This window comes from Cellulomonas sp. zg-ZUI22 (genome assembly GCF_017353535.1).
Lineage (GTDB): Bacteria > Actinomycetota > Actinomycetes > Actinomycetales > Cellulomonadaceae > Cellulomonas > Cellulomonas wangleii.
Genome location: NZ_JAFMUZ010000004.1, coordinates 52,368 through 76,765 on the forward strand (window position 1 = coordinate 52,368; position 24,398 = coordinate 76,765).

Genomic DNA, 24,398 nt, shown 5'->3' on the forward strand with positions numbered 1-24,398 from the left:
GGCCGCATCAGGTGCCGCGTCAGGTGCCGTGTCAGGTGCCGTGTCAGGTGCCGAGGTCGAGCTGCGGCCAGTCGGCCAGGTCGGCACGCAGCTGCCGGTCGTGGGTCGCGACGACCACGGCGGCCGACGTCGCCCGCAGCGCGACCGTGAGGTCGTCGACCAGCCCGACGGACAGGTGGTTGGTCGGCTCGTCGAGCACCAGCACGTGCGGCGCCGCCAGCAGCGCGCACGCCAGGTCGAACCGGCGGCGCTGACCGACGGACAGCTCCCGCAGGGGACGCTCGAGGTCCTCCTCGGTGAGCAGGCCGAGCGCCGCGACGGGCACCAGCGCGTCAGGGTCCAGGGCGCCGGCCTCGAGCAGGTCCAGGGCGTGGCGCGCGTAGGCGTCGAACGCGGTCGGCGACGCGCCACCCGGTGCCGCGGCGCGCTCCCCCGGCCCCTCCTGGGCCAGGACGCCCAGCCGGACGCCCGGCGCCACGGTCCGCGTGCCCCGGTCGAGCACGAGCGAGCCCACGAGCGCCGCCAGCAGGGTCGACTTGCCGGCGCCGTTGGGGCCCGTGACCAGCAGCCGGCTCGCCGGCATGACGTCCACCCGGCGTCCGGGCAGGTCGAGCCGCCCCGCGACGCGGGCGCCCCGCAGGTCCACGAGGGGACCACCCGTGTAGTCCGTGGGGACGGACGGCAGGTCCGGGAACTGCAGGGCGGGCGGGGGCACGGGCACCTCGACGGCCTGCGCCTCGAGCCGCTGGACCAGGCGGTCGGCGGCCTTCACGTGCTGCCGCGCCCGGGTGGCGCGGCGGTGGGCGTGCGACCCCTTGGGCGGGCGCCACTCGTCCGACAGGCCCTCGTACGACGCGTCGAGGCGCTGGGCCAGGACCCGGGCGCGCTTGCGCTCGGCGCGGTAGCGGGCCCGCCACCGGCGCAGCATCTGGTCGCGCGCGAACCGGTAGTCCGCGTACCGCGCCGCCCCGTACAGCACCGGCCGCCCGTCCATCGACGGGTCCATGTCGAGGATGGCCGTCATGACGTCGTCCAGCAGGCGACGGTCGTGCGTGACGATGACGAGCCCACCCGCCCACCCCCTCAGCTGCGCGGTGAGGTGCTCGACCCCGCCGGTGTCCAGGTGGTTGGTCGGCTCGTCGAGCAGCAGCAGGTCGGCGCGCTCGGCGAGCCGGCAGGCCAGGCGCACGCGGTAGCGCTCGCCCACGCTGAGCTCGGCCAGCGGGCGGTCGCGGTCCCGGGGGGCGCGCAGCCGCGACAGGCTCTCGTCGACCCGCCGGTCGACGTCCCAGGCCGCGAGGTGCTCGTAGCGCGCGATCGCCGCGGACAGCGCGGCCACGTCCCCGCCCTCGTGGTCGAAGGCGTCGATCGCGGCCTGCAGGTCGGCCGCCGCGGCGCGCGTGGCCGCACCCGTGGCCTCGACGAGCGTGCCGATCGTGTCCCCCTCGGACACGGCGAGGTCCTGCTCGACGACCGCCAGCGTTCCCTGCCGGCGGACCGCGCCGCCCTGCGGGTGCAGCCGACCGGCGAGCACGCCCAGCAGGGTCGACTTGCCGGCCCCGTTCTCCCCGACGAGCCCGACGCGGTCGCCGGGGCCCACGGTGAGGTCGAGCCGGTCCAGCACCGGGCGCCCCGGGTAGCCGAACGTCACGGACTCCGCGACGAGCTGCACCTCGCCCGGACGCGAGGTCGGCGGCGCGCTCATGCCTGCAGCGCCGCCACCAGGTGCGGCACGAGGGCACGGAACGCCTGTCCGCGGTGGCTGATCACGTTCTTCTCGGCCGGCGTCAGCTCGGCGCACGTGCGCGTCTCGCCGTGCGGCACGAGCACCGGGTCGTAGCCGAAGCCGTACGCACCGCGCGGTGCCGTGGCCAGCGTCCCCTCCAGCGTGCCCACCTCGACGTGCTCGGTGCCGTCGGGCGTGACGAGGGCCGCCGCGCACACGAACCGCGCACCGCGGTGGGCGGGGGCGATGTCGGACAGCTGGGCGAGCAGCAGCGCCAGGTTGGCGGCGTCGTCGCCGTGGCGTCCGGCCCAGCGCGCGGAGAAGATGCCGGGCGCACCGCCGAGCACGTCGACGCTCAGCCCCGAGTCGTCGGCGACGGCGGGCAGGCCGGTGGCCGCCGCGAGGGCCCGCGCCTTGAGGAGCGCGTTCGCCTCGAACGTCAGCCCGTCCTCGACCGGCTCGGGCGCGTGCACGTCCCGGGCGCCGAGCACCGCGGCCGGGTCCAGCCCGGGCAGCACGGGCGCCAGGATCGCGCGCAGCTCGGCGACCTTGTGCGCGTTGTGGGTCGCCAGCACGAGCCGTGCGCCGACCGGGACCACGACACCCTCGGCCGGTGTCACGCGCCGGCCCCGGCTGCGGCCGGTCCGGCCGTCCGCGTCGCGGTCCCGTCGGCGGCGGGCGCCGCCAGCACGGAGGCCTGCAGGGCCGTGAGCCGGGCGGTGCCCGCCACCGCGAGGTCGAGCAGGGCGTCGAGCTCGGCGCGGTCGAACGGCGCGTGCTCCGCCGTGCCCTGCACCTCGACGAACGTCCCCGAGCCGGTCGTCACGACGTTCATGTCGGTCTGCGCGCGCACGTCCTCGCGGTAGGGCAGGTCGAGCACCGGGACGCCGTCGACGATCCCGACGCTGACGGCCGCGACGGAGTCGCGCAGCACCCTGCGTCCGGGCTTGACCAGCCGCTGCGACGTCGCCCACGCGACGGCGTCGGCGAGCGCGACGTACGCACCGGTGATGGCGGCCGTCCGGGTGCCGCCGTCCGCCTGCAGGACGTCGCAGTCGAGGACGACGGTGTTCTCCCCCAGCGCGGCGACGTCGACGACGGCGCGCAGCGACCGGCCGATCAGCCGCGAGATCTCGTGCGTGCGCCCGCCGACCTTGCCGCGCACCGACTCCCGGTCGGACCGGCTGTTGGTGGCCCGCGGCAGCATCGCGTACTCGGCGGTCACCCAGCCCTCGCCCGAGCCCTTGCGCCAGCGCGGCACGCCCTCGGTGAACGACGCGACGCACAGCACCTTGGTGCCGCCGAACTCCACGAGGACGGACCCCTCGCCCGCGTCCAGGAAGCGCCGGGTGATCGTCACCGGCCGCAGCTCGTCGGGCCGTCGCCCGTCCGCCCGCAGCACCCCCGCCGTACCGTCCGCCACCGCACCCGCCGTCGTCCCGCCACCGCTCACCATGCCCACGACCCTACGTGCGCACGGTGCCCGGCTCCGAACCGGCCCCCCGGGGGGGTTGCGCCCCGGCGCCGGGGCACGGCCGGCGTCACACGGGGTAGGTCGCCCCCGGTGCGGCCAGCACGACGGGGCCGTCGTACACCGCGCGGGCCTCCGCCACGGCGACGTGCGGGTCGTTCCAGGCCGGCACGTGCGTGAGCACCAGCGCCCGCGAGCCCCCGCGCGCGGCGGCCTGCCCGGCCCGACGGCCGGTGAGGTGGACGCCGCGGACGTGGTCGTCACGGCCCTCGACGAACGCCGCCTCCGCCAGCAGCAGGTCGGCACCCGTCGCCAGGTCGTCCAGGCCCGGGCACGCGTCCGTGTCCCCGCTGTACGCCAGGACGACGCGGCGTGCCGGGTCGTCCTCCGACGGGCCGGTGACGCGCACGCCGACGGCGGCCACGGGGTGCTCCACCGGCACGGCCTCGAGGGTCATCGGCCCGACGACGACGGGCACGCCCGGCGCCCAGGTGCGCACGTCGAACTGCTCGGCCGTGTCGGTCGCGGGGTCGTGGCCGGACATCTGCACGATCCGCTCCCGCGTGCCCGCCGGTCCCTGCACCACGAGCCGCGGCAGCGGGCCGGCGGGCCGGTAGCGGCGGTACACGCCGAGCACCGCGAGGTCGGCCACGTGGTCGGCGTGCAGGTGCGAGAGCGCGACGAGGTCGAGCGCGGCGGGGTCGCCCCAGCGCTGCAGCGCACCGAGCGCCCCGTTGCCCAGGTCGAGCAGCACGGACCAGGTGCGGCCGTCCGCGTCGTCAGCCTGGACGAGGTACGACGACGCCGCCGAGTCCGGTCCCGGGAACGACCCGGCGCACCCCAGCACGACGAGCCTCATCGCAACGCACCCCGGGGCTCGACCGCCTCGACCTCGGGACCGAGGAACCGGCGGGCCAGCGACGCGAACGACGCCGGGTCGCCCGTCGCGAGGAACCGGTGGGTCGCCGGGCCCGACGCCGGGTCGCGCTCCATGTCGTGCGCGACCAGCGTGCGGTAGACGTCCTTGGCCGTCTCCTCGGCGCTCGACACGAGCGTGACCTCCTCGCCCATGACGTAGGAGATGACGCCGGTGAGCAGCGGGTAGTGGGTGCAGCCCAGCACGAGCGTGTCGACGCCGGCCGCGCGGACGGGGTCGAGGTACTCGTGGGCCGTGGCCAGGGCGTCGGGTCCGGACGTCACCCCCGCCTCCACGAGCTCCACGAACCGGGGGCACGCACGCGACGTCAGCTCCACCCCGGCGACCGCGAAGGCGTCGTCGTAGGCGCGCGAGTCGATCGTGGCCCGCGTGCCGATGACACCGATGCGCCCGTTCCGCGTCGCCGCGACCGCTCGCCGCGCGGCCGGCAGCACCACCTCGACGACCGGCAGCCCGCGGCGCAGCGTGTACCGCTCACGGGCGTCGCGCAGCACGGCCGCGGACGCGGAGTTGCAGGCGATGACCAGCATCTTCACGCCCGCGTCGACCAGGTCGTCCATGATCTCCAGCGCGTGGGCGCGCACCGCGGCGAGCGGCTTGGGACCGTACGGGCCGTTGAGGGTGTCGCCGATGTACAACGTGGACTCGTGCGGCAGCTGGTCGAGGATGGACCGCGCCACGGTCAGGCCCCCGACGCCGGAGTCGAAGATGCCGATGGGGGCGTCGCTCACGCGACCGAGACTAGCCGTCGGACCGGCGGCGCCCGGTGCCGGGACGCTCCGGTGCGGCGAGCATCACAGCCAGCAGCGACTCCTGCAGCCAGGACAGCGCGCCGTACACCGAGGCCAGGTAGGCGCGGACGTCGTCCTCGTCGCCGTCGCCCAGGCCGTCGTACAGGGCCTCGGAGTCCGCGTCCGTGCGGATGCCGAGCCGCTCGCCGAGCACCAGGCGCAGGTCCGTCAGCGTCGCCGCGACGTCGTCGGCCTGGTCGGGCGACACCACCAGCGCGTGCTCCGGCCACCCGGGCTCGCCGTGCACCAGCGCGGCCCACAGGGCCCGCAGGCGGGCGATCTTGCGCCCGCGCAGGTCGTCCTCCGTCAGCCTGCGGAACTCGTCGGCGACCTCGGGGTCGTCCCGCGACGCGTCGGGCAGCAGCCGGCGCACCGCGGGGTCCTGCGGCGGCGGCACGGGTCCGGTACGCATCGACCACCCACCGGGAGCACCGGGGACGGGCTCGCCCGTCGCGGGCGGGGCGCCGTCCTCGAGGCGGCCGGCGCCCAGCAGCTCGGCGACGTCGGCGACGACCGAGGCGACGACGTCGCGCTCGCTCGGGTCGAGCTGCGCGACGAAGCGGCCCTTCTGACGGCGGAACGCGCGCATCACTGCCCCCCGCGCTGCATCGTGGCCCACAGGCCGTAGGAGTGCATGGCCTGCACGTCGATCTCCATGGCCTCACGGTTGCCGGTCGACACCACCGCGCGGCCCTCCTCGTGGACCTGGCGCATGAGGTGCTCGGCCTTCTCGGTCGGGTACCCGAAGTAGGTGCGGAAGACGTAGGTGACGTAGGTCATGAGGTTCACCGGGTCGTTCCACACGATCGTGACCCAGGCGTCGGCCGTGGACGTCGCCTCGGCCACGTCCGGGCGGGTGTCGGGAGCGGTCAGCGCGGGCACGACGCCCACTGTAGGTGGGACGGCCTGGCGCGGCGGATGACCGCGTCGCCGGGGGCGTCTACGTTGACGGCATGACGGACACGCACGCACCGGCACCGACCGCGACCACCCCGGCCGTCGCCGCCGTCGGCTCGGGCAGCACCGCCCTGCTCACCGACCGCTACGAGCTGACCATGCTGCAGGCGGCACTCGCCGACGGCACGGCGCACCGGCGCTGCGTCTTCGAGGTCTTCACGCGGCGGCTGCCGGCCGGCCGCCGGTACGGCGTGCTGGCCGGCACGGGCCGCGTGCTCGAGCAGCTGGCCGCCTTCCGGTTCGGCACCCCCGAGCTGGACTGGCTGGCCGACGAGCGCATCGTGGACGACGCCACGCTGGAGTTCCTGGCGGGGTACCGCTTCCGCGGCTCGGCCGTGGGCTACGCGGAGGGCGAGATGTTCTTCCCGCAGTCCCCCGTGCTGGTCGTCGAGGGCACCTTCGCCGAGGCCGTGCTGCTCGAGACGCTGGTGCTGTCCGTGCTCAACTACGACTCGGCGGTGGCGTCGGCGGCGTCCCGCATGACCAGCGCGGCGGTGGACCGCCCGTGCCTGGAGATGGGGGCGCGGCGCGCGCACGAGGACGCCGCCGTCGCAGCCGCCCGGGCCGCCGCGGTCGCGGGTTTCGCCGGCACGTCCAACCTGGAGGCGGGGCGCCGCTACGGGCTGCGGACCATCGGCACCGCCGCGCACGCCTTCACGCTGCTGCACGACGACGAGGAGGCGGCGTTCGCCTCGCAGGTGCGCTCGTCCGGCGCCGGTACCACCCTGCTGGTCGACACGTATGACGTGCGCCGCGGCGTGGAGCGCGCGCTCGCGGCGGCGGGCACGGGCCTGGGTGCCGTGCGGCTCGACTCCGGGGACCTGGCCGTGCTGGCGCAGGAGGTCCGTGCCCAGCTGGACGCGGCGGGCGCCCGCGACACGCGGATCGTGGTGACGAGCGACCTCGACGAGTACGCGATCGCCGCGCTGGCGGTCGCTCCCGTGGACTCGTACGGCGTCGGCACGTCGCTGGTGACCGGCTCGGGCGCCCCCACGTGCGGGATGGTCTACAAGCTCGTGGCCCGCGAGGGCGCCTCGGGTGCCATGGAGCCGGTCGCCAAGGCGTCGCGGTCCAAGACGAGCCTGGGTGGCCGCAAGTCCGCGGCGCGGCGCCTGGACCGGGACGGGCGCGCCGTCGAGGAGGTGCTGGTCGTCGGTGACGACGAGCGGGTGGCCGCCTGGACGGACGAGCGGCACCGCGACCCCGACCCCACGCTGCGGCCCCTGCACGTGCCGCTCGTGGTCGACGGCGAGGTGCTGCCCGGGCTGACGGCGGCGCAGGGCGTGCGTGCTGCGGCCGCGCGGCACGCCGCGTCCCGCGACGAGCTGCCGCGCGGCGCCCGCCGGCTGTCCTCGGACGAGGCGGCCGTTCCGACGGTGGAGCTGCGCCTGGGGTGAGCCACTCCGGACACGGCACGGGCCGGGACGCGTGGTGCGTCCCGGCCCGGCGCGTCAGGTCGGCGTTCGCCGACCGCGCGATGCTGCGTCAGATCCTCGTGCGCGACCGACCACGGCCCACGAGGCCCAGGATCAGGCTCACGACCAGCACGATGACGCCGATCCAGATGAGGAACTGGCCGATGTTGGTCGCAACGCCGAGGACGACGAGGACGACACCGACGAGAATGAGGATGAGCCAGGACGGCATGTGAGCACCCTTTCGTGCGAACGCCCGGCGGCACGTGGCCGCAGGCTCCGAGTTCGGCCCCGGGGGTACCCGGGGCCGTCTTTGTCACGGGAAGAGCCTGGCAGTCACAGGCCCGCTCGGCACGTCGAACGGTCGACTTGCGGAGCCGGGCGTCACTGGTATGTGGTCACGTGTCCAGCGTCCTGACCTGGCATTTCATCCAATCCTCATCGTCCACATCGTGAGATGGACGGGTGTGCGAGACAGCCGTCCCGATGCGCGACGGACCGTCAGCGCTTGCCGACGAACCACCCACGGACCATCGCGATGCGGGCCTCGAGCTGGTCCGGCGCGGCCAGCGCGACCTCCGGACCCCCGCACCGGCGACGCAGCTCGGCGTGGACCGTCGCGTGCGGCTGCCCGCTGCGCCGCGCCCACGCGCCGACCAGCTGCGCGAGCTCCTTGCGCAGCTCGGCCTGCTTGCGGTGGTCCATGACCTCCGGCTCGGGCTGGGAGCGCGCACGACGCGCCCCCTGCTGGTCGGCCTGGCGCTGCCGCAGCAGCGTCGTCACCTGGTCCGCGTCGAGCAGGCCCGGCAGGCCGAGGAAGTCCAGCTCCTCGTCGGAGCCCACCTCGGCGCCCGTGCCGAACTCGCCGCCGTCGAACAGCACCCGGTCGAACGAGGCCTGCGCCTCGAGCGCCTGGAACGAGCCGGCGACACCGTCCGCGCCGACCGCGTCGGAGGCCTTCTCCGCGCGCTCCGCGAGGGCGAGCAGGTCCCCCTCGGGGTCCTCGGAGCCGTCGGTCGGCTTGTCGAGCGCGTGGTCCCGCTCGACCTCGAGGGAGGCGGCGAGCTCCAGCAGCTGCGGCACGCTCGGCAGGAACACCGACGCCGTCTCGCCGCGCTTGCGCGCCCGCACGAACCGGCCGACCGCCTGGGCGAAGAACAGCGGGGTCGCGGTGCTCGTCGCGTAGACGCCCACGGACAGCCGGGGGACGTCGACGCCCTCGGAGACCATGCGCACGGCCACGAGCCAGCGGGAGTCGCTCGCCGAGAACTCCTCGATACGGTCGCTCGCCCCCGCGTCGTCGGACAGCACCACGGTCGGCGACTGCCCCGTGAGGCGGGCGAGGTGCCCGGCGTAGGCGCGGGCGTCGGTCTGGTCCGTCGCGATCACCATCGCCCCGGCGTCCGGGACGGTGCGGCGCACCTCCGTCAGCCGGCGGTCGGCCGCCGCCAGGACCGAGGGGATCCACTCGCCGTCGGGGTCCAGCGCGGTGCGCCAGGCCTGGGACGTCATGTCCTTGGTCAGCGGCTCGCCCAGGCGCGCGGCGATCTCGTCGCCCGCCTTGGTGCGCCAGCGCATCGATCCCGAGTACGACAGGAAGATCACGGGACGCACGACGTGGTCGCGCAGCGCGTCGCCGTACGCGTAGGTGTAGTCGGCGACCGAGCGGCGGATGCCCTGCGCGTCGGGCGCGTACGTGACGAACGGGATCGCGGCGGTGTCCGAGCGGAACGGCGTGCCCGTCAGCGCGAGCCGGCGCGTGGCCCCCTCGAACGCCTCGCGCACCGCGTCGCCCCAGGACAGGGCGTCACCGCCGTGGTGCACCTCGTCGAGGATGACCAGCGTGCGCTCGGCGGTGGTGCGTGCCGCGTGCAGCGCGGGCTTGCTCGCCACCTGCGCGTACGTCACCGCGACGCCGTCGTAGCCGGCACCGTGCCGCCCCTGGGCGTTGGAGAACCGCGGGTCCAGGCGGATGCCGACGCGCGCGGCCGCGTCCGCCCACTGCTTCTTGAGGTGCTCGGTCGGGGCGACCACGGTCACGCGCCGGACGGCACCCGACGCGAGCAGCTCCGTGGCGATCCGCAGCGCGAAGGTCGTCTTGCCGGCGCCGGGCGTCGCGACGGCGAGGAAGTCGCGCGGCGCACGCTCGCGGTACAGGTCGATCGCCTGCGCCTGCCAGGCCCGCAGGCTCCCCGCGGCCCCCCACGGCGCACGCGCGGGGAACGCCGGCGGCAGCTGCTGCGCTGCCGCCGTCGAGGGGTGCTGGGGGGTGGAGACAGGGGCGACGGACCGACGGGCCGCGCTCACGCGCCGCCCGCGCCGGAGCCGGAGCCGGAGCCCTTGCCACGGCCGAAGCCGAAGAACCCGCGGCCTCCGCCGCCTCCCCCGTCCGAGCCGCCGTCGCCGTCCTGCGGCTCGCGGAGGCCGTCGTACACCTCTTTGCAGATGGGGCACACGGGGAACTTGTTCGGGTCGCGACCGGGCACCCAGACCTTGCCGCACAGCGCGATGACCGGCTTGCCGGTCATCGCGGACTCCATGATCTTCTCCTTGCGCACGTAGTGCGCGAAGCGCTCGTGATCACCGGGCTCGACCTGCTCGGTCGTCTCGGCACGCTCGAGGACCGAGGTGCCGCCCTGGGGTCCGAACGGGTCGTCGGGTCCGGTCGGCGGGGTCGGCTCACTCATGGGGCCATCGTACGTCGGGGGTCGGACAGCCCCGCGGCGGCACGACGGGTCGAGCCGGACCGGGAGGAGCCCCCACCCGGCGCGACCGGGTCTGGAACCACTCCCCTGTTTTGTGTCAATCTATGAACACATTGACATCGTCGCGGAGGCCGTCGTGAACCTGCCCGTGCTGCTCCTCTCCCTCGCCGTGGCGGCCCTCGTGGCCTGCCTGGTCGCGGTCGTCGCCGCGCGTGCGGCCACCTCGGCCGTCGGCGAGGTGGTCGTCACGCCCGCCGCGTACGACCGTGCCCGGCGGCACGCCGCGACCGTGGCGCTCGTGGCGTGGGCCGTCCTGTCGGCCGTGGCCGTGCTGCTGCCCGGCGCGGTACCCGACGGACCAGGGGCCGGGGTCGCCCTGGGCTGCGTCCCCGCGGTCGCCGGCCTGGCGTTCCTGCTCGTGGCGGCGGTCGGCGAGCGCACGTGGCCGGCGCCCCGGGGGACCGTCCGCGGCGCGGCGCTGACCCGCCGCACCGCGCGCGACGTCGCGCCCCGCTGGACGGTGGTGGCGCTGCTCACGTGGACCGCCCTGCTGCTGGGGACCCTGCTCGCCACCGGCGTGACCGCCGGACCCGACGGCCGGACCGTCGTGCTGCAGCCGGACGCCCTGGTGTCGACCGCCGCCGGGCCGTACCCCGGAGCTCCCTACGCGGTGCCCCTCGCCGCCGCCACCGTGCTGCTGGCGGTCGCCACGTGGGGCGTGCTGCACCTGGTGGCGGCGCGCCCGGCGGTCGCCGGGGTGTCGACGGACGACGACGCCCTGCTGCGCCGCGTGTCCGGGGCGCGGGTCGTCGCGGGCGTGCAGCTGGTCGTCGGCGGGACGCTCGCCGCCGTCCTGCTGGCCACGGGCAAGGCGGTGCGGTCCGCCGCGCACGCCACGTACGCGGTCGACGGCGTGTCGATCGAGGTCGTGCAGCCCGTCGCCGCTGCGCTCGGCACCGCGGCCATCGCCGCCGCGCCGGTGGTGGGGCTCACCACGCTCCTGCTCGCCGCGACCGCGCTGCTGCGCTCCTCCCGTGCGGCGCAGCCGCGCGTCGCCGTCCGGCTCGACGCCCGGGTCACCGGATGAGTGCCCCGCGGATCGAGGTGGACCTGGGCTCCGGGGTCCCGGTCTACGAGCAGCTGCGCACCCAGGTCGTCGCGCACGTCGCCGCAGGCCGCCTGCGGCCGGGCGACCGGCTGCCCACGATCCGCGCGCTGGCCACCGACCTGGGCGTCGCACCCGGGACGGTCGCCCGCGCGTTCCGGGAGCTGGAGCTCGCCGGCGTCGTGGTGACGCGGCGCCGCACGGGGACCGTCGTGGCGGCCGACGCGGCCCCGGCGACCGTCGGCGCGCGCGAGGCCGCCGCGGCCTACGTGCGGGCCGCGCGGGCCGCCGGCCTCAGCCCGGACGAGGCGCTCGACCTCGTGCGCGGCGCCCTGCTGACCTGAGGCCGCCCGGGCGACGGCCACGACGGGCGACCGTCGAGGCCGACGACGCCGGGACACGCGGACCGGAGGCACGCGGACCGGAGGCACGCGGACCGATGCGCGCGAGCCAGGGAGGCGTGGGCTACAGCCCCTGCCACGCGGGCTTGCTCGCCCACGTCTCGCGGTAGTGGTCCAGCAGCCGCAGCCGGCTCGCGGCCGCCTCGTCGACCAGGACGCTCACGTGCGGGTGCAGCTGCAGCACGGTGGCAGGCCACAGGGCGCTGACCGGGCCCTCGACCAGCTGCTGCACGGCCTCGGCCTTCCCCTCCCCCTGCGCGAGCAGCACCAGGTGCCGTGCCGCCATGATCGTCGCGAGGCCCTGGGTGAGGCAGTGCGTGGGGACCGCGTCGGCGTCGCCGTCGAAGAACCGGGCGTTGTCCTCGCGCGTCTGGCGCGTCAGCGTCTTGATCCGCGTGCGCGAGCCCAGCGACGATCCCGGCTCGTTGAACGCGACGTGCCCGTCGGTGCCGATGCCCAGCAGCTGCAGGTCGACGCCGCCCGCGTCGGCGATCGCGGCCTCGTACGCGGCGCACGCCGCGGGGAGGTCCTCGGCCAGCCCGTCGGGGCCGTGGACCGCGTCGGGCGGCAGGTCGACGCGCGAGACCAGCTCGGCGTCGATGACGTGGCGGTACCGCTGCGGGTGGTCCGCCGGCAGCCCGACGTACTCGTCGAGCAGGAACGCCTGCGCGCGCGCGAACGACAGGCCGTGCTCCGCGTGCCGCCGGGCGAGCTCGTCGTACACGGCCAGCGGGCTCGACCCGGTGGCCAGGCCCAGCACGGCGTCGGGCCGCTCCGTGAGCAGCCTGCCCACGGCGTCCGCGGCCAGCCGCGCCAGCTCGGGCGCGGGTGCGACGACCACCTCCATCAGACGACCTCCCCTCGTCCCACGAGCGCGGCCCCCACGGCACCCACGGGCACGTCCCGTGGTGCCAGGTGCACACGCTCGGCCAGTCGCAGCGACGCCAGGAACGGCGACGCCGCGGCCTCCCTCCCCAGCTCGACGCGCACCGCGTCCAGCAGCGGATCACCCACACCGCTCACCCCACCGCCCAGGACCACGTGGTCGACGTCGCACGTCAGCACCAGGATGCGCACGGCACCGGCGACCGCCCACGCGAACCGGTCGCGGACCGCCACGGCGCGCGGGTCGCCCGCGGCGGCCGCCGCGAACAGCGCGAGCGGCGCGGGCCGCCCGTCCGTCGAGGGCCACGCCACGTCCACGGCGCTGCCCGACGCGTACTGCTCGACGCACCCCCGCTGCCCGCACCCGCACGGCAGGCCGTCAGGCACGAGCGTCAGGTGCCCGACCTCACCGGCCGCCCGACGGGCGCCGCGCCGCAGCGCCCCGTCGAGCATCAGACCGGCGGCCACGCCGGTGCCCAGCGCGAGGAAGGCGAGATCGCGCGGTGCGGGCACCGCGTCGACCGTGTGGGCGGCGCCGACGACCGCGGCGTTGAGGTCGTTCTCGACCCGGACCGGCACCTGGCCGGCCAGCGCCGCCGCCACGGCCGATGCCAGCCCGAAGGGGCGCTCGACGCCCACGTTGACGGCGTGCTCGACCGTGCCCGTCACGGGGTCGACCACACCCGGCACCCCCACCCCGACCCCGCTCAGCGCGGCGAGCGGCAGTCCCTGCTCCGCGGTGAGCGTCTCCACGCAGGTCCGCACGGCGGCGACCAGCCCGTCGGGCCCGGGCACGGTCGGCACCCGGTGCGTGGCGACGACCGCGCCGTCGGCGGCGAGCAGGACGGCGAGCACCTTGGTGCCGCCGACGTCGACGCCCACCGCCCAGCCCGCCCGGCCGGCGTCGGTCGGGGTGCCGCCGGCGGGTACGAGGGCGCCGGTCGCACCGGCAGGCGTGACGTCAGGGGCGGTCGGGTCGACGGGTGTGGTGCGGGCGTGCGTGGGCACGACAGGGTTCCCCCCCGGGGTCGTGGCGTCCATGGCTCAGCCCTTGACCGCTCCGGACACCAGGCCTCCGGTCATGCGCCCCTGCACGAGGAGGAAGAAGATGACGACGGGGATCGCGACCAGCACCGAGCCGGCCATGAGCGCCCCCCAGTCCGTCGCCTTGGTGGCCTGCTGGAACGTGCGCAGCCACACGGGCAGCGTCATGGACTCGGGCCGGGTCATGATGATCAGGGCCATCATGAACTCGTTCCACGCCTGCAGGAACGCGAACACGCCGGTGGCCACGAGACCGGGCGCGAGCAGCGGGAACGTCACCTTCCAGAACGCGCGCGGGCGGGAGCAGCCGTCGATCATCGCGGCCTCCTCGAGCTCGACGGGCACCCCGTTGACGAACCCGCGCAACGTCCAGATCGTGAAGGGCAGGACGCCCGCGAGGTACACGACGCCGAGCGCGACCACGGTGTTCAGCAGCCGCCAGGAGTCGACCATCTGGAACACCGAGATCATCATCGCCTCGCCCGGGACCATCTGGATCACCAGGATCGACAGCACGAAGGCCGCCCGCCCCCGGAACCGGAAGCGTGTGACGGCCAGCGACGCGAAGAACGCCAGGACCATCGCGGCGACGAGCACGAGGAACGTCACCTGCAGCGAGTTGCCGAGCGCCGGCACGAAGGGCGAGCGCTCCTGGTGGAACATCGCGGTGTCGTAGTTGCGCAGCGTCGGCTCGTCCGGCCACAGGTGCAGCTCCGGCCCGATGATGCGGTCGGTCGGCAGGAACGACGTGTTGACCATCCAGTAGACCGGGAACACGAAGGCCGCGGCGAGCAGGGCGGCGACCACGCCCCAGCCGACGGACGCCGCCCGGCGGCGGGCCGGACGGCGGCGGACGACACCCGCGGCCGGTGGTGCGGGTGCAGCGACCGGCACGGTGCCGGCGGGTGCCAGGCTCACAGCTGCTCCTCCTTGACCGTCGCACGCACGTAGTACGCGGAGATGGCGAGCATGAGGACGGTGAAGATGACGGCGATGGCGCTCGCGGCCCCGTAGTGGCCCTGGGCCATGCCCATCTCGTAGATGTAGACGCCGAGCGTGCTCGTCTCGGACGTCACGCCGCCGATGCCCTGCAGGACGAAGATCTGCGTGAAGACCTTCAGGTCCCAGATCATCGACAGCACGATCAGCACGACGTAGATGGTCCGCACGTACGGGACCTGCACGTCGAGGAACCGCTGCCGGCCGTCGGCGCCGTCGAGCTGTGCGGCCTCGAGCACCTCGCGGGGGACCTGCGTGAACCCCGCGTAGAGCGTGAACGCCACGAAGGGGATCGCCCCCCACACGATGACCAGGGCCGCGACCGCGAAGAAGGACAGCGGGGAGATGAGCCACGAGTGGCCCATCCAGCTCTCGCCGGTCACCGACGTCAGCAGGTGGTTGACGACGCCGTACCGGGTGTCGAAGATCCACCCCCAGACGAGCATCGCGGCCAGCGGTGGCATCGCCCAGGCCAGCAGCAGCGCGACCGACAGCACGAGGCGCATCACCCGGCCGAGCCGCATGAGCAGCAGGGCCACCAGCGTGCCGGCCGTGATGGTCGCGACGACGCACACGAGCATGAAGACGAAGCTGCGGGCCGTGACGGCCCAGAACCGTTCGTCGGTCAGCGTGGCGGCGTAGTTGTCGAGACCCACGAACGGCGCCGGCACGCCGAGCAGCTGGGCGCGCTCGTACTCGTGCACGGACAGCCAGAGCATGCGGACCAGCGGGTAGCCGGTGACGACGACGAGCACGGCGAGGCTGGGGGCCAGCAGCACCCAGGGCAGGAGCCGCGCGGGGGTGGTCGCGCGGGTCGCGCGGGGCGGCGGCGCGGCGCCGGGCGGCGCGGGCCGCAGCACGGTGGAGCTCATGGGGGTCCCTCCTGCGGTGACCCGGCCGGGCCCGCACGCGAGGCGCGGACCCGACCGGTGACGCCGGGTCAGCCGTTGAGGATGGACTCGATCTGCGCGTCGAGCTCGGTCGCGATCGTCTCGACGTCACCGCCCTGCGCGATCTGCACGAGGGCGTCCTGGACGACCTTCTGCGCCTCGACGTCGCCCCACCTCGGCGTCGCCGGGGTCAGCTCGGCGTTGGCCGCCGCGGTGGCGGACGCGAGCGTGAACTCGTCGTCCGGCAGGGCCGGGACGAGCGACTTCTTGGCCGGGATCATCGAGTTCTCGGCGAGGATCGTCTGGTACTCGTCGGACAGCAGGATCGTCAGGGCCTTCTTCGCCAGGTCGACGTTCTGCGACTTCGTCGCGACCGCGATGTTCGACCCGCCGGCGAAGACCTTGGCGGTCTCGCCCGCGGTCGCGCCGGGCAGCGGGAAGGCGTGCAGGTCGGCACCGAACGTGTCGGCGCACCCGGGTGCCTCGGCGTCGGCCGGGGCCTGGATGGACCACCGGATCCAGTTCGGGGCGGACAGGAACGTCGTCTGCCCGGCGCAGAACGGGATCTGCAGCTCGGACTCGTCGCCGTCCTTGGGCGCGTTCGAGGCGTTGACCATGAGGTCCTGGACCTGCTCGAGGCCCTTGATGCCACCCTCGGAGGAGAACCCGGCCTCCCACGTGCCGTCGTCACGGGGCTCGGCGATGAAGCCGCCGTTCTCCCAGACGAACGGCAGCGCGTTGTACCAGTCCTGCCCGGGGAACCAGACACCGGAGTGGTCGGCGGTCCTCAGGGACTTGGCCGTCTCGACGTACTCCTCGAGCGTGGTCGGCAGCGCCGCCCCGCCCAGGACCTGGTCGCTGTAGAACACGATGCGCGAGCCCGCGTAGTACGGGGCGGCGTAGAACGTGCCCTCCCACGTGCCGGCCTTGACGAAGCCGGGCAGCAGGTCGTCGCCACCGAGGTCCTCGGCGATGTCGTCGAGCGGCGCGAAGTACCCGGCGGACGTGAACGTGGCGGCCTGCGTGTTGCCGACCTCGACGACGTCGGGCGAGTCGGACGACGACAGCGCGGTCGTCAGCTTGTCGACGAGGCCGGTCCAGGACTGCTCCTCGATGGTGAGCGTCGAGCCGGGGTTCTCCTCCTCGAACGTCGACGTGAGGTACTCGCGCGCCTCGTCGGGGGTGTCGCTCCCGACGAGCCAGACGCGGATCTCGGCGGCCTCGGCGCCGGACGCGTCGTCGGTCCCGCTGTCACCGCCGCCGGAGCACGCCGTCAGGACGAGGGCTGCCGCCAGGCCGGCGGCGCCGGTACGTAGGATCTTCACGTCGTTGTTCCTCCCAGGTGCGAGGCGACCGTCGCGCGACGTCGCCGGTGGGTGGTGCCGACCTGCTGGACGCTCGGCCCGGGGTCGTCACGTGACCCCGGGCCGGCTCCGGCCGCTCCGGATCGTCACGTGATCCCGAGCCGGCCGGACAGGACGAGCACGCAGGCGCCCGCGAGCGCCGCGTCCTCGTCCAGTGCTGCCATGCGGACCCCGAGGTCGTGACCGACCGCGGGGATGGTGCGCTCGCGCAACGTCGTGGTGGCCGCCGCGCGCAACGGCCCGTCGAGCAGGTCGACGGGGCCGGAGAGCAGGACCTCGGCGAGGTTGAGTGCGCTGACGACGGGCGCGAGGGTGCGGCCCAGCGTCCGCCCGGCGGCGGCCAGCGCCTCGTCCGCGTCCTGGGCGCTCGCGCCGGAGGTGCGGCGACGCAGCGCGGGCGCGCTCAGCACGGTCTCCAGGCAGCCGGCGCGCCCGCACGCGCAGGGCAGCGGCGCCTCGCCCGGGGTGTCCGCGTCGATGACGGTGACGTGCCCGATCTCGCCGGCAGCGTGCCCACGTCCGCGTACCAGCGCACCGTCGACGAGCATCCCCGCCCCGACACCCTGCCCGACGGTGACGACCATGGCGTTGGCGTCGGCGCCGCCGAACGTGTACTCCCCCAGCGCGCGGGTGTCGGCGTCGTTGGCGACGTGCACCGGGGCACCGAGCACGGCCGTCAGCCGGGAGGCGAGCGGCACGTCGTACCACCCGCGGTTGGGCGCCTCCAGGACGCGGCCCGCGTCGTCCACGACCCCCGGGGAGGCGATCCCCACACCGAGCACGGGCGCGGTGGCGGCCGCGACGAGCCTGCGCCCGAGCTCCTCGACGAGGGCGACGGCGGCCGCGCCCGTGGCACCGGCCGTCGGCACGTGGTCCCGCGCCACGACCTGCCCCTCGAGCGTCATCACGGCGCCACGGACGGTCTCGTCGTCGGTGAGGTCGAGCACGACCACGTGGTGGTCGGCCGAGCGCAGGCCGACGAGCGTGGCCGGCTTGCCGACGCGACCTTCCGTGCGCACACCCAGGTCCCCCACCAGCCCGTCGGCGAGCAGGTCGGCGACCAGGTCCGACACGGTGACGCGCGTGAGGCCGGTGCTGCGGGCGATGTCGGCGCGCGACGAGGGGCCGGCGTGGAAGAGGTGCCCGAGCACCAGGGACCGGTTGTGGGCCCGGGCGTGCTCGGGGAGCACCTTGGCGGTGGGCCGCAGCTCGCGCCGCACCGGCCCGGGCGGGCGGCCGGTCGTGCGTCCCGTGGTCGTCGACATGTTTGTTAGTAGACCTTCCTTACAAATCCCGGTCAAGGCTCCCCTGTGACCGTGATCACATCGTGACCGCTGGTTCACACGGGCGTCTCACGGCCCGCGGCGGCGCCCGGAACGCGGCTCGGAACGCGGGGACCGCCCTGTGCTCAACCGGCCGCAGGACCACCCTCGGCCAGGGCGGCCAGCCAGCCCCGGGCGCCCGGGTGCCGGACGGACGTCGTCGCCCGGCGGACGCCCTCCCCCAGTGCGTCCAGGGGGTCGGCACCGCGCGCGAGCGCCGCGGCCATCGCGCCGTGCAGCACGTCGCCGGCACCGAGCGTGTCCACGACCTCGCCGGGCGGCACCGCGACGGGCGCCACCCAGGACCGCACGGGCGGCCCGTCGGCAGCGGCACGGCGCACCCGGACCGGCCCCGCCCCGGCGCTGCGCGCGACGAACCGCGGCCCCTGCGCGGCGACCTCGTCCAGCAGCGCGTCCACCGCCCGCTCGTCGCGCACCGCCCGGCCGGGCACGGCGAAGTCCGCCGACAGCACCGCCAGGTCGACGACGGCCAGCAGCTCGGGCGTCGACGGCTTCCAGCTCCCGCCGTCCAGGAGCACGGGGACGCCCGCGTCGCGGGCCGCGCCCGCCAGCACCGCGGCGGCGCCCGCGTGGTGCCCGTCCACGAGCAGGGCGCCGGCGCCGGTGACCACGTCCGCGCCGGGGGTCGGCAGCCGCGGGACGCGCGCGCCGTTCACCGACACCACCGCCCGCTCCCCCGTCGCGCGCGTCACCAGCACCGTGGACACCGGCAGCACGCCCGCCACGTCCGGCACGAGGTCGACGACGTCGACGCCCGCAGCGGCCAGGCCGGCACGGGCCACGTCCGCGAGCGCCCCGGAGCCGATCGCCGTGACCAGCGTCGTGGGCACCCCGAGGCCGGCAGCGACCGCGGCGGCGTTGGCCGCGGGACCGCCGAACGTCACGTCGAGGCCGTCGGCGACGACCTTCTCGTCCGCACCGGGCAGGCGGTCCACCACCTGGGTGACGTCGAGCGTGGTCAGGCCGCAGCAGACGAGGCGGGCAGGCATGCGGGCATCCTCCCAGGCGCGCCCAGCACCGCCGCGCCGCGAGCCGGACCTGCGGCCCCACCACGTAACGTTTCACAGCCGCCCCGGGGGATTCGCCGGAGATGTCCGGCGTGGTTCGCTGAGCCCGCGTAAGCGCTTCCCCCACGAGAGGCAGGGACATGTCCCGCAGACCACCGGCGGCCCGACGCCCGTTCCGCGTCGCACTCGCCGCCGCCCTCACGCTCGCCCTCGGCGGCACCCTCGGCCTCGCCACGGCCGTCGGCGCGAGCGCTGCGAGCGTCGACACCAACGCCTGGTACGTCCTGGTGAACCGCCAGAGCGGCAAGGTCATGGACGTCACCGGCACGTCCACGGCCGACGGTGCGGCCATCCAGCAGTGGCCCCGCAACGACGGGGCCTGGCAGCAGTGGCAGTTCGTCGACTCCGGGTCGGGCTGGTACCGGCTGAGGTCGCGGCACTCCGGCAAGGTCCTCGACCTGTGGCAGTGGTCGACCGCCGACCGCGCCCCGTTCCACCAGTACTCCGACCTCGACGGGTACAACCAGCAGTTCAAGCTCATCGACTCCGCGAGCGGCGCCTACGTGCGCCTGCACAACCGCCACTCCGGCAAGCTCGTGACCGTCACCGACCGCTCGACCGCGGACGGTGCGAGCATCACGCAGCTCACCGACAACAACCAGTACAACCAGCAGTGGCAGCTCGTGAAGGTCGGGGCGGGCACCGCGCCCACGCAGCAGCCGACGCAGCAGCCCACGACACCCCCGCCGTCCGGCGGGTCGGGCTCCTGGCCCTCGGCGTCCGGCCAGCAGAAGGTCTCCGCGACCATCAAGGTCAGCGGCACCCTCGACGGCCGCAACGTGCGGTACTACGGGATCTCGTCGGGCGACCAGGACGAGTCGCAGCCGCCGATCTTCCAGCTCTCCGACGGCGCGGTGCTCCGCAACGTCATCATCGGCACGGGCGCCGGCGACGGCGTCCACTGCACCGGCACCTGCACGCTCGAGAACGTCTGGTGGGAGGACGTCGGCGAGGACGCCGCGACCCTCAAGGGCTCGAACGCCTCGCAGGTCATGACCGTCAACGGCGGTGGTGCGAGGTCCGCGTCGGACAAGGTGTTCCAGCACAACGGGCCCGGCCGGTTCGTCATCACGAACTTCCAGGTGTCCGACTTCGGCAAGCTCTACCGCTCGTGCGGCAACTGCTCCACGCAGTACGCACGGACCGTCGTCATCGAGAACGTGCAGGTCACCGCGCCGGGCAAGTCGCTCGTGGGGATCAACTCCAACTACGGCGACAGGGCCACCATCTCGGGCGTGACGATCGTCAACGACCCGTCCCGCAAGATCGTGATCTGCGAGGAGTACCGCGGGGTCACGTCGGGCGAGCCGTCGAAGATCGGCTCCGGCCCGTCCGGGGCCTGCGGCTACAGCAGCTCGAGCATCACCTACCGCTGACGCGTCAGCGCACGGCGACCCGCGGCCGTGCCCGGTCGACGAGCCCCCAGGCCGTCGCACCGAGCACGACCGCGGCCGTCAGCACGGCGGGCCACGGCCCGAGGACGTCGGTCGCGACGTGGGACGCGACGAACACCCCCAGCCCGACCGCCACGACGACGAGCGCCCGCCACCAACCGGCCCGCGGCACCGCGAGCCGCAGGCACACCGCGGCCACCACGAGCAGCACCGCACCCCCGAGCCCGCGCACGCCGGTGCCCTGCGCGACGGCGAAGGCGACGACCAGACCGACGGCGGCGAGCGGTGCGACGGGGAGGCGGGGCATGCGCCCACGCTAGCCCGGTCCACCGGACGTCCCGTGCGGGCTGCACCCCCACGGCCCTACGGTGGGCGGGAGACCACGCCCACCCCGAGGGAGACCCACGTGCCCACGCCGCCCATCGACCCGACGACCACGAGCGCCTGGCAGGACCTCTCGGAGCACGAGAGCACGCTGCGGCCCGACCTGCGCGCCTGGTTCGCCGACGACCCGGAGCGTGCGCAGCGCATGACGCTGCAGCTCGCGGACCTCACGGTCGACCTGTCGAAGAACCTCGTCACGGACGAGACGCTGGCGCTGCTGGCACGCCTCGCCGACGAGGTGCGGCTCACCGACCGCTTCACGGCCATGCTGGCCGGCGAGCACATCAACGTCACCGAGGACCGCGCCGTGCTGCACACCGCCCTGCGGCGCCCGGCCGACGCCGAGCCGCCGCTCGTGGTCGACGGGCAGCAGGTGGACGACGACGTGCAGGCCGTCCTGGGCGAGGTCTTCGCGTTCGCGGAGAAGGTGCGCTCGGGCGAGTGGACCGGCGTCACCGGCGAGGCCGTGCGCACGGTGGTCAACATCGGGATCGGCGGGTCCGACCTGGGCCCCGTCATGGTCTACGAGGCCCTCGAGCCGTACGTCGCGGACGGGCTGGAGGTGCGGTTCGTCTCCAACATCGACCCCACGGACCTCGCGCAGAAGACCGCGGACCTCGACCCGACCACGACGCTGTTCATCGTCGCGTCCAAGACCTTCACGACCCTCGAGACGCTGACGAACGCGCGCCTGGCCCGCCAGTGGCTGTGGGACCGGCTGATCGGCGAGGGCCGCATCGAGGACACGGACGAGGACCGTCGCCGCGCGGTGGCGAACCACTTCGTCGCCGTGTCGACCGCCCTGGACAAGGTCGCCGACTTCGGCATCGACCCCGCCAACGCGTTCGGGTTCTGGGACTGGGTCGGCGGGCGCTACTCCGTCGACTCCGCGATCGGGACGTCGCTGGCCATCGCGATCGGCCCCGACGCGTTCGGCGAGCTGCTCGAGGGCTTCCACGCCGTCGACGAGCACACGCGCACCACCCCCGTGGCGCAGAACGTGCCGTTCCTCATGGGCCTGCTGAACGTCTGGTACGTCAACTTCCTCGGCGCGCACACGCACGCCGTGCTGCCGTACGCCCAGCAGCTGCACCGCTTCCCGGCCTACCTGCAGCAGCTCACCATGGAGTCCAACGGCAAGTCCGTGCGCTGGGACGGCACACCCGTCACCACGCAGACCGGCGAGGTCTTCTGGGGCGAGCCCGGCACCAACGGCCAGCACGCGTTCTACCAGCTCATCCACCAGGGCACGCGGCTGATCCCCGCCGACTTCATCGCGGTGGCCAACCCCGCCTACCCGCTGAGCGACGGCGGCACCGACGTGCACGGGCTGTTCCTGGCCAACTTCTTCGCCCAGACCAAGGCGCTCGCGTTCGGCAAGACCGCCGACGAGGTCCGCGCCGAGGGCACGCCCGAGGAGATCGTCGCCGCCCGCGTGTTCTCGGGGAACCGGCCGACCACGTCGATCCTGGCGCCCGCCCTGACCCCGTCCGTCGTGGGGCAGCTCATCGCGCTGTACGAGCACATCACCTTCGCGCAGGGCGTCGTGTGGGGCATCGACTCCTTCGACCAGTGGGGCGTCGAGCTGGGCAAGAAGCTCGCGACGGAGATCGCCCCGGCCGTGCAGGGTGACGCCGCGGCCCTCGACGCGCAGGACGCGTCCACGCGCGCGCTGATCGCCCGGTACCTCGAGCTGCGGCGCTGACAGCCGCTCGGGCGGTCCGACGACGGGCCGCGGCTCCCCACCCGGGGGCCGCGGCCCGTCGTCGCGTCCACGGCGCCACGTCGCCTCAGGCGGTCACCGCGCCGTGCACGTGACCGCGCCGGGCGCGCCGCTGCCCGTGCCCTGGAAGCCGAGGTCGGTGGACGCCCCCGGCGCGAGCGCGCCGTTCCAGGCCGCCTCCCGGAAGGTCACGGGCGACGTGCCGGACGCCGTCGCGCTCCACACGTGGGCGACCCGGCCACCGGGTAGCTCGACCGTGACCTCCCACCCGCTCGACGCGACGGAACCCGTGGCGGTGACGCGCACCGAGGCCACGAACCCGCCCGGCCACGCGCTCGTCACGGCGTAGGTCGCGGTGCACCCGGGGGAACCCGGAGCCGGGGTGGGCGTCCGGGTCACGTCGGGGCGCGGCGTCGTGGCCGGGGTCGGCGTCGGGCTCGGCGTCGGGCTCACCGTGGGCGCGGGCGTCGGGCTCACGGTGGGCGCGGGGCTCCCGCCCTCGACGAGGGCCAGGGCACGCTCCGCCGCCGGGAGCCAGGTCGCGGCCATCCGCGCCGTGCCGGCGTCGTTCGGGTGGACGCCGTCGGACGTGTCGCGGGCGGGGTCCCAGCCCGTCGCGTGGTCGACGACGAGGACGGGCGACGCCGCGGTGGACGTCACGGCCGCCCAGTCGGGCACGGCCGCGTTCAGCGCGCGGGTCCGTGCCGGGCAGTCGCCGCAGGTCGGCGGCGCGACGGGGACGATCTGCGCGACCACGACCACGACCTGCGGGTCCACGGCACGCATCTGGGTGACGAGCGTCGTCCACGCGTCGAGGACCTGCTGGGTGCTCCGGTTGCTCCAGACGTCGTTGGTGGCGAAGTGCATGAGGACGACCTGGGGCCGTGTCGCGGCGAACCAGCGGGCCGCCTCGCCCGACGCGGCGACGTCCGTCACCAGCGCGCCGCCGTGACCCTCGTTGTCGCCGTCGTGCGCGAAGCCGCAGCCCTGCGGCGGCAGGGTGCCCACCATGTCCACACGGTGCCCGGCGGCCGTGAGGTCGCGGTGCAGGAGCGCGCGCCAGCACCCGGGCGACCCCGTGATCGAGTCGCCCAGGGCCATGACGCGCACGGGCTCCTGCGCCGCGCGTGCCGCAGGAGCGGTGGCCAGCGCACCGGCCGGCAGGAGCAGGGCGAGTCCCAGCAGCGCCGCTCCGACGCGACGCAGGGGGTGGTGGACCATGGTCGGCTCCTTCGACGCTGGACGCCCCCGCCGCGGGCGGGTGCCGGTGGGTGCGTCGAGCCTGCCGTCCCGGTGGTGCCCGAGGAGGGCGTCGAAGCGTTTCGCCGCGGTGCGACGTCCGCAGCCCGCGCGTGGCAGGCTGATGTCGGGACCGGCGACGTGCCGGCAGGGAGGTGGCAGCGTGCCCGAGCCGCAGGGTCGCGTACGTGTCGACGCCTGGACGTGGGCGGTGCGGCTGTTCCCCACCCGGTCCGCCGCGGCCGCCGCGTGCCGGGCGGGCCACGTGCGCGTCAACGGCGACCGGGCCAAGCCGGCGACGCAGGTGGTGCCGGGCGACGAGGTGCAGGTGCGGGGCGGCGCGCGCGAGCGTCTCGTCGTCGTGCAACGGCTCCTGGTCAAGCGCGTGTCCGCGGAGGTCGCGCAGGCCTCGTACCTCGACCGCTCCCCCGTGCCGCCGCCGCGCACGCAGGTGGCGGTCGCCGGGGAGCGTGACCGCGGCGCGGGCCGCCCCACCAAGCGTGAGCGCCGGGCCATCGAGCGGCTGCGCGGGCACTGAGCCGGCGGCACTGAGCCGGC

25 protein-coding genes are annotated in these 24,398 nt (G+C 75.1%); 6 read left to right on the forward strand and 19 right to left on the reverse strand.

What is annotated here, in order from left to right; genetic code table 11:
• Nucleotides 1-43: 43 nt before the first annotated feature.
• The 7 genes from J1G43_RS13005 to clpS form a co-directional block, all read right to left on the reverse strand.
• Complete coding sequence (locus tag J1G43_RS13005; protein ID WP_207378607.1) at nucleotides 44-1,705, reverse strand: ABC-F family ATP-binding cassette domain-containing protein; 1,662 nt, start codon at nucleotides 1,703-1,705, stop codon at nucleotides 44-46.
• Nucleotides 1,702-2,325: an RdgB/HAM1 family non-canonical purine NTP pyrophosphatase gene (gene rdgB / locus J1G43_RS13010; protein WP_307859591.1), complete on the reverse strand. Its 624-nt coding sequence runs from the start codon at nucleotides 2,323-2,325 to the stop codon at nucleotides 1,702-1,704. Before rdgB ends, J1G43_RS13005 begins: the two co-directional genes overlap by 4 nt.
• A 17-nt stretch (nucleotides 2,326-2,342) precedes the next feature.
• Nucleotides 2,343-3,182: a ribonuclease PH gene (gene rph, locus J1G43_RS13015; RefSeq protein WP_207378609.1), complete on the reverse strand. Its 840-nt coding sequence runs from the start codon at nucleotides 3,180-3,182 to the stop codon at nucleotides 2,343-2,345.
• 85 nt (nucleotides 3,183-3,267) lie between these two features.
• Nucleotides 3,268-4,056, reverse strand: a complete 789-nt coding sequence (locus tag J1G43_RS13020; protein WP_207370814.1) for an MBL fold metallo-hydrolase — start codon at nucleotides 4,054-4,056, stop codon at nucleotides 3,268-3,270.
• The gene (gene murI, locus J1G43_RS13025) at nucleotides 4,053-4,865 is read right to left on the reverse strand and encodes a glutamate racemase (protein ID WP_207378610.1); all 813 of its coding nucleotides are present in this window, start codon (nucleotides 4,863-4,865) and stop codon (nucleotides 4,053-4,055) included. The genes J1G43_RS13020 and murI overlap by 4 nt, the downstream gene beginning before the upstream one ends.
• A gap of 10 nt (nucleotides 4,866-4,875) precedes the next feature.
• Complete coding sequence (locus J1G43_RS13030; RefSeq protein WP_207340653.1) at nucleotides 4,876-5,514, reverse strand: DUF2017 domain-containing protein; 639 nt, start codon at nucleotides 5,512-5,514, stop codon at nucleotides 4,876-4,878.
• A complete protein-coding gene (gene clpS / locus J1G43_RS13035; RefSeq protein ID WP_372434886.1) occupies nucleotides 5,514-5,807 on the reverse strand; it encodes an ATP-dependent Clp protease adapter ClpS in 294 nt (97 codons plus the stop codon). Before clpS ends, J1G43_RS13030 begins: the two co-directional genes overlap by 1 nt.
• 71 nt (nucleotides 5,808-5,878) lie before the next feature.
• Here clpS and J1G43_RS13040 point away from each other — a divergent pair, with 71 nt between their 5' ends.
• Nucleotides 5,879-7,279 (forward strand): nicotinate phosphoribosyltransferase, encoded by a 1,401-nt coding sequence (locus J1G43_RS13040; RefSeq protein ID WP_207340655.1) that lies wholly within the window; start codon nucleotides 5,879-5,881, stop codon nucleotides 7,277-7,279.
• A gap of 88 nt (nucleotides 7,280-7,367) precedes the next feature.
• Here J1G43_RS13040 and J1G43_RS13045 read toward each other — a convergent pair whose 3' ends face one another.
• From J1G43_RS13045 to J1G43_RS13055, 3 genes are all read right to left on the reverse strand, one after another.
• Nucleotides 7,368-7,529, reverse strand: a complete 162-nt coding sequence (locus J1G43_RS13045; RefSeq protein ID WP_207340656.1) for a hypothetical protein — start codon at nucleotides 7,527-7,529, stop codon at nucleotides 7,368-7,370.
• Nucleotides 7,530-7,798: 269 nt separating this feature from the next.
• Nucleotides 7,799-9,604, reverse strand: a complete 1,806-nt coding sequence (locus J1G43_RS13050; RefSeq protein WP_207370817.1) for a DEAD/DEAH box helicase — start codon at nucleotides 9,602-9,604, stop codon at nucleotides 7,799-7,801.
• Nucleotides 9,601-9,984 (reverse strand): DUF3039 domain-containing protein, encoded by a 384-nt coding sequence (locus J1G43_RS13055; protein WP_207340658.1) that lies wholly within the window; start codon nucleotides 9,982-9,984, stop codon nucleotides 9,601-9,603. Before J1G43_RS13055 ends, J1G43_RS13050 begins: the two co-directional genes overlap by 4 nt.
• Nucleotides 9,985-10,138: 154 nt before the next feature.
• Between J1G43_RS13055 and J1G43_RS13060 the strand changes: the two genes are divergently transcribed.
• Nucleotides 10,139-11,089, forward strand: a complete 951-nt coding sequence (locus J1G43_RS13060) for a hypothetical protein (protein ID WP_207378611.1) — start codon at nucleotides 10,139-10,141, stop codon at nucleotides 11,087-11,089.
• The gene (locus J1G43_RS13065; protein WP_207340660.1) at nucleotides 11,086-11,451 is read left to right on the forward strand and encodes a GntR family transcriptional regulator; all 366 of its coding nucleotides are present in this window, start codon (nucleotides 11,086-11,088) and stop codon (nucleotides 11,449-11,451) included. The genes J1G43_RS13060 and J1G43_RS13065 overlap by 4 nt, the downstream gene beginning before the upstream one ends.
• A 121-nt stretch (nucleotides 11,452-11,572) precedes the next feature.
• Here J1G43_RS13065 and nagB read toward each other — a convergent pair whose 3' ends face one another.
• The 7 genes from nagB to J1G43_RS13100 form a co-directional block, all read right to left on the reverse strand.
• Nucleotides 11,573-12,355, reverse strand: a complete 783-nt coding sequence (gene nagB, locus J1G43_RS13070) for a glucosamine-6-phosphate deaminase (RefSeq protein ID WP_207378612.1) — start codon at nucleotides 12,353-12,355, stop codon at nucleotides 11,573-11,575.
• The gene (locus J1G43_RS13075) at nucleotides 12,355-13,401 is read right to left on the reverse strand and encodes an ROK family protein (protein ID WP_307859592.1); all 1,047 of its coding nucleotides are present in this window, start codon (nucleotides 13,399-13,401) and stop codon (nucleotides 12,355-12,357) included. The genes nagB and J1G43_RS13075 overlap by 1 nt, the downstream gene beginning before the upstream one ends.
• Before the next feature lie 36 nt (nucleotides 13,402-13,437).
• Complete coding sequence (locus tag J1G43_RS13080; protein ID WP_372434887.1) at nucleotides 13,438-14,355, reverse strand: carbohydrate ABC transporter permease; 918 nt, start codon at nucleotides 14,353-14,355, stop codon at nucleotides 13,438-13,440.
• Complete coding sequence (locus J1G43_RS13085; RefSeq protein WP_207340663.1) at nucleotides 14,352-15,308, reverse strand: carbohydrate ABC transporter permease; 957 nt, start codon at nucleotides 15,306-15,308, stop codon at nucleotides 14,352-14,354. Before J1G43_RS13085 ends, J1G43_RS13080 begins: the two co-directional genes overlap by 4 nt.
• A gap of 68 nt (nucleotides 15,309-15,376) precedes the next feature.
• Entirely contained in the window at nucleotides 15,377-16,651 is a 1,275-nt protein-coding gene (locus tag J1G43_RS13090) for an extracellular solute-binding protein (RefSeq protein ID WP_307859593.1), read from the reverse strand.
• Nucleotides 16,652-16,776: 125 nt separating this feature from the next.
• On the reverse strand, nucleotides 16,777-17,955 hold the full coding sequence (locus tag J1G43_RS13095) for an ROK family transcriptional regulator (RefSeq protein ID WP_207378614.1): 1,179 nt from the start codon (nucleotides 17,953-17,955) through the stop codon (nucleotides 16,777-16,779).
• 143 nt (nucleotides 17,956-18,098) lie between these two features.
• Nucleotides 18,099-19,022 carry a PfkB family carbohydrate kinase gene (locus tag J1G43_RS13100; protein WP_207340665.1) on the reverse strand — a complete coding sequence of 308 codons (924 nt, stop codon included), beginning with the start codon at nucleotides 19,020-19,022 and terminating at the stop codon, nucleotides 18,099-18,101.
• 158 nt (nucleotides 19,023-19,180) lie between these two features.
• Between J1G43_RS13100 and J1G43_RS13105 the strand changes: the two genes are divergently transcribed.
• Entirely contained in the window at nucleotides 19,181-20,476 is a 1,296-nt protein-coding gene (locus J1G43_RS13105; RefSeq protein ID WP_207340666.1) for a pectate lyase, read from the forward strand.
• 4 nt (nucleotides 20,477-20,480) lie between these two features.
• On the opposite strand, the gene J1G43_RS13110 is transcribed toward J1G43_RS13105, so the two are convergent.
• Nucleotides 20,481-20,801, reverse strand: coding sequence for a hypothetical protein (locus J1G43_RS13110; protein WP_207340667.1), 321 nt, complete (start codon nucleotides 20,799-20,801; stop codon nucleotides 20,481-20,483).
• Between the two features lie 99 nt (nucleotides 20,802-20,900).
• Here J1G43_RS13110 and pgi point away from each other — a divergent pair, with 99 nt between their 5' ends.
• Complete coding sequence (gene pgi, locus J1G43_RS13115) at nucleotides 20,901-22,583, forward strand: glucose-6-phosphate isomerase (protein WP_207370821.1); 1,683 nt, start codon at nucleotides 20,901-20,903, stop codon at nucleotides 22,581-22,583.
• Between the two features lie 93 nt (nucleotides 22,584-22,676).
• Here the strand turns inward: pgi and J1G43_RS13120 are convergent, their stop codons facing one another.
• Nucleotides 22,677-23,822, reverse strand: a complete 1,146-nt coding sequence (locus J1G43_RS13120; RefSeq protein WP_207378615.1) for a cellulose binding domain-containing protein — start codon at nucleotides 23,820-23,822, stop codon at nucleotides 22,677-22,679.
• A 181-nt stretch (nucleotides 23,823-24,003) separates the two neighbouring features.
• Between J1G43_RS13120 and J1G43_RS13125 the strand changes: the two genes are divergently transcribed.
• Nucleotides 24,004-24,378 carry an RNA-binding S4 domain-containing protein gene (locus tag J1G43_RS13125; protein WP_207340670.1) on the forward strand — a complete coding sequence of 125 codons (375 nt, stop codon included), beginning with the start codon at nucleotides 24,004-24,006 and terminating at the stop codon, nucleotides 24,376-24,378.
• Nucleotides 24,379-24,398 lie beyond the last annotated feature (20 nt).

Coding starts and splice junctions, on each gene's coding strand:
- J1G43_RS13005 (WP_207378607.1), bottom strand. CDS start 1,705: ATGAGCGCGCCGCCGACCTCGCGTCCGGGCGAGGTGCAGCTCGTCGCG.
- rph (WP_207378609.1), bottom strand. CDS start 3,182: ATGGTGAGCGGTGGCGGGACGACGGCGGGTGCGGTGGCGGACGGTACG.
- J1G43_RS13020 (WP_207370814.1), bottom strand. CDS start 4,056: ATGAGGCTCGTCGTGCTGGGGTGCGCCGGGTCGTTCCCGGGACCGGAC.
- J1G43_RS13030 (WP_207340653.1), bottom strand. CDS start 5,514: ATGCGCGCGTTCCGCCGTCAGAAGGGCCGCTTCGTCGCGCAGCTCGAC.
- J1G43_RS13040 (WP_207340655.1), top strand. CDS start 5,879: ATGACGGACACGCACGCACCGGCACCGACCGCGACCACCCCGGCCGTC.
- J1G43_RS13045 (WP_207340656.1), bottom strand. CDS start 7,529: ATGCCGTCCTGGCTCATCCTCATTCTCGTCGGTGTCGTCCTCGTCGTC.
- J1G43_RS13055 (WP_207340658.1), bottom strand. CDS start 9,984: ATGAGTGAGCCGACCCCGCCGACCGGACCCGACGACCCGTTCGGACCC.
- J1G43_RS13065 (WP_207340660.1), top strand. CDS start 11,086: ATGAGTGCCCCGCGGATCGAGGTGGACCTGGGCTCCGGGGTCCCGGTC.
- nagB (WP_207378612.1), bottom strand. CDS start 12,355: ATGGAGGTGGTCGTCGCACCCGCGCCCGAGCTGGCGCGGCTGGCCGCG.
- J1G43_RS13085 (WP_207340663.1), bottom strand. CDS start 15,308: ATGAGCTCCACCGTGCTGCGGCCCGCGCCGCCCGGCGCCGCGCCGCCG.
- J1G43_RS13095 (WP_207378614.1), bottom strand. CDS start 17,955: ATGTCGACGACCACGGGACGCACGACCGGCCGCCCGCCCGGGCCGGTG.
- J1G43_RS13100 (WP_207340665.1), bottom strand. CDS start 19,022: ATGCCTGCCCGCCTCGTCTGCTGCGGCCTGACCACGCTCGACGTCACC.
- J1G43_RS13105 (WP_207340666.1), top strand. CDS start 19,181: ATGTCCCGCAGACCACCGGCGGCCCGACGCCCGTTCCGCGTCGCACTC.
- J1G43_RS13110 (WP_207340667.1), bottom strand. CDS start 20,801: ATGCCCCGCCTCCCCGTCGCACCGCTCGCCGCCGTCGGTCTGGTCGTC.
- J1G43_RS13120 (WP_207378615.1), bottom strand. CDS start 23,822: ATGGTCCACCACCCCCTGCGTCGCGTCGGAGCGGCGCTGCTGGGACTC.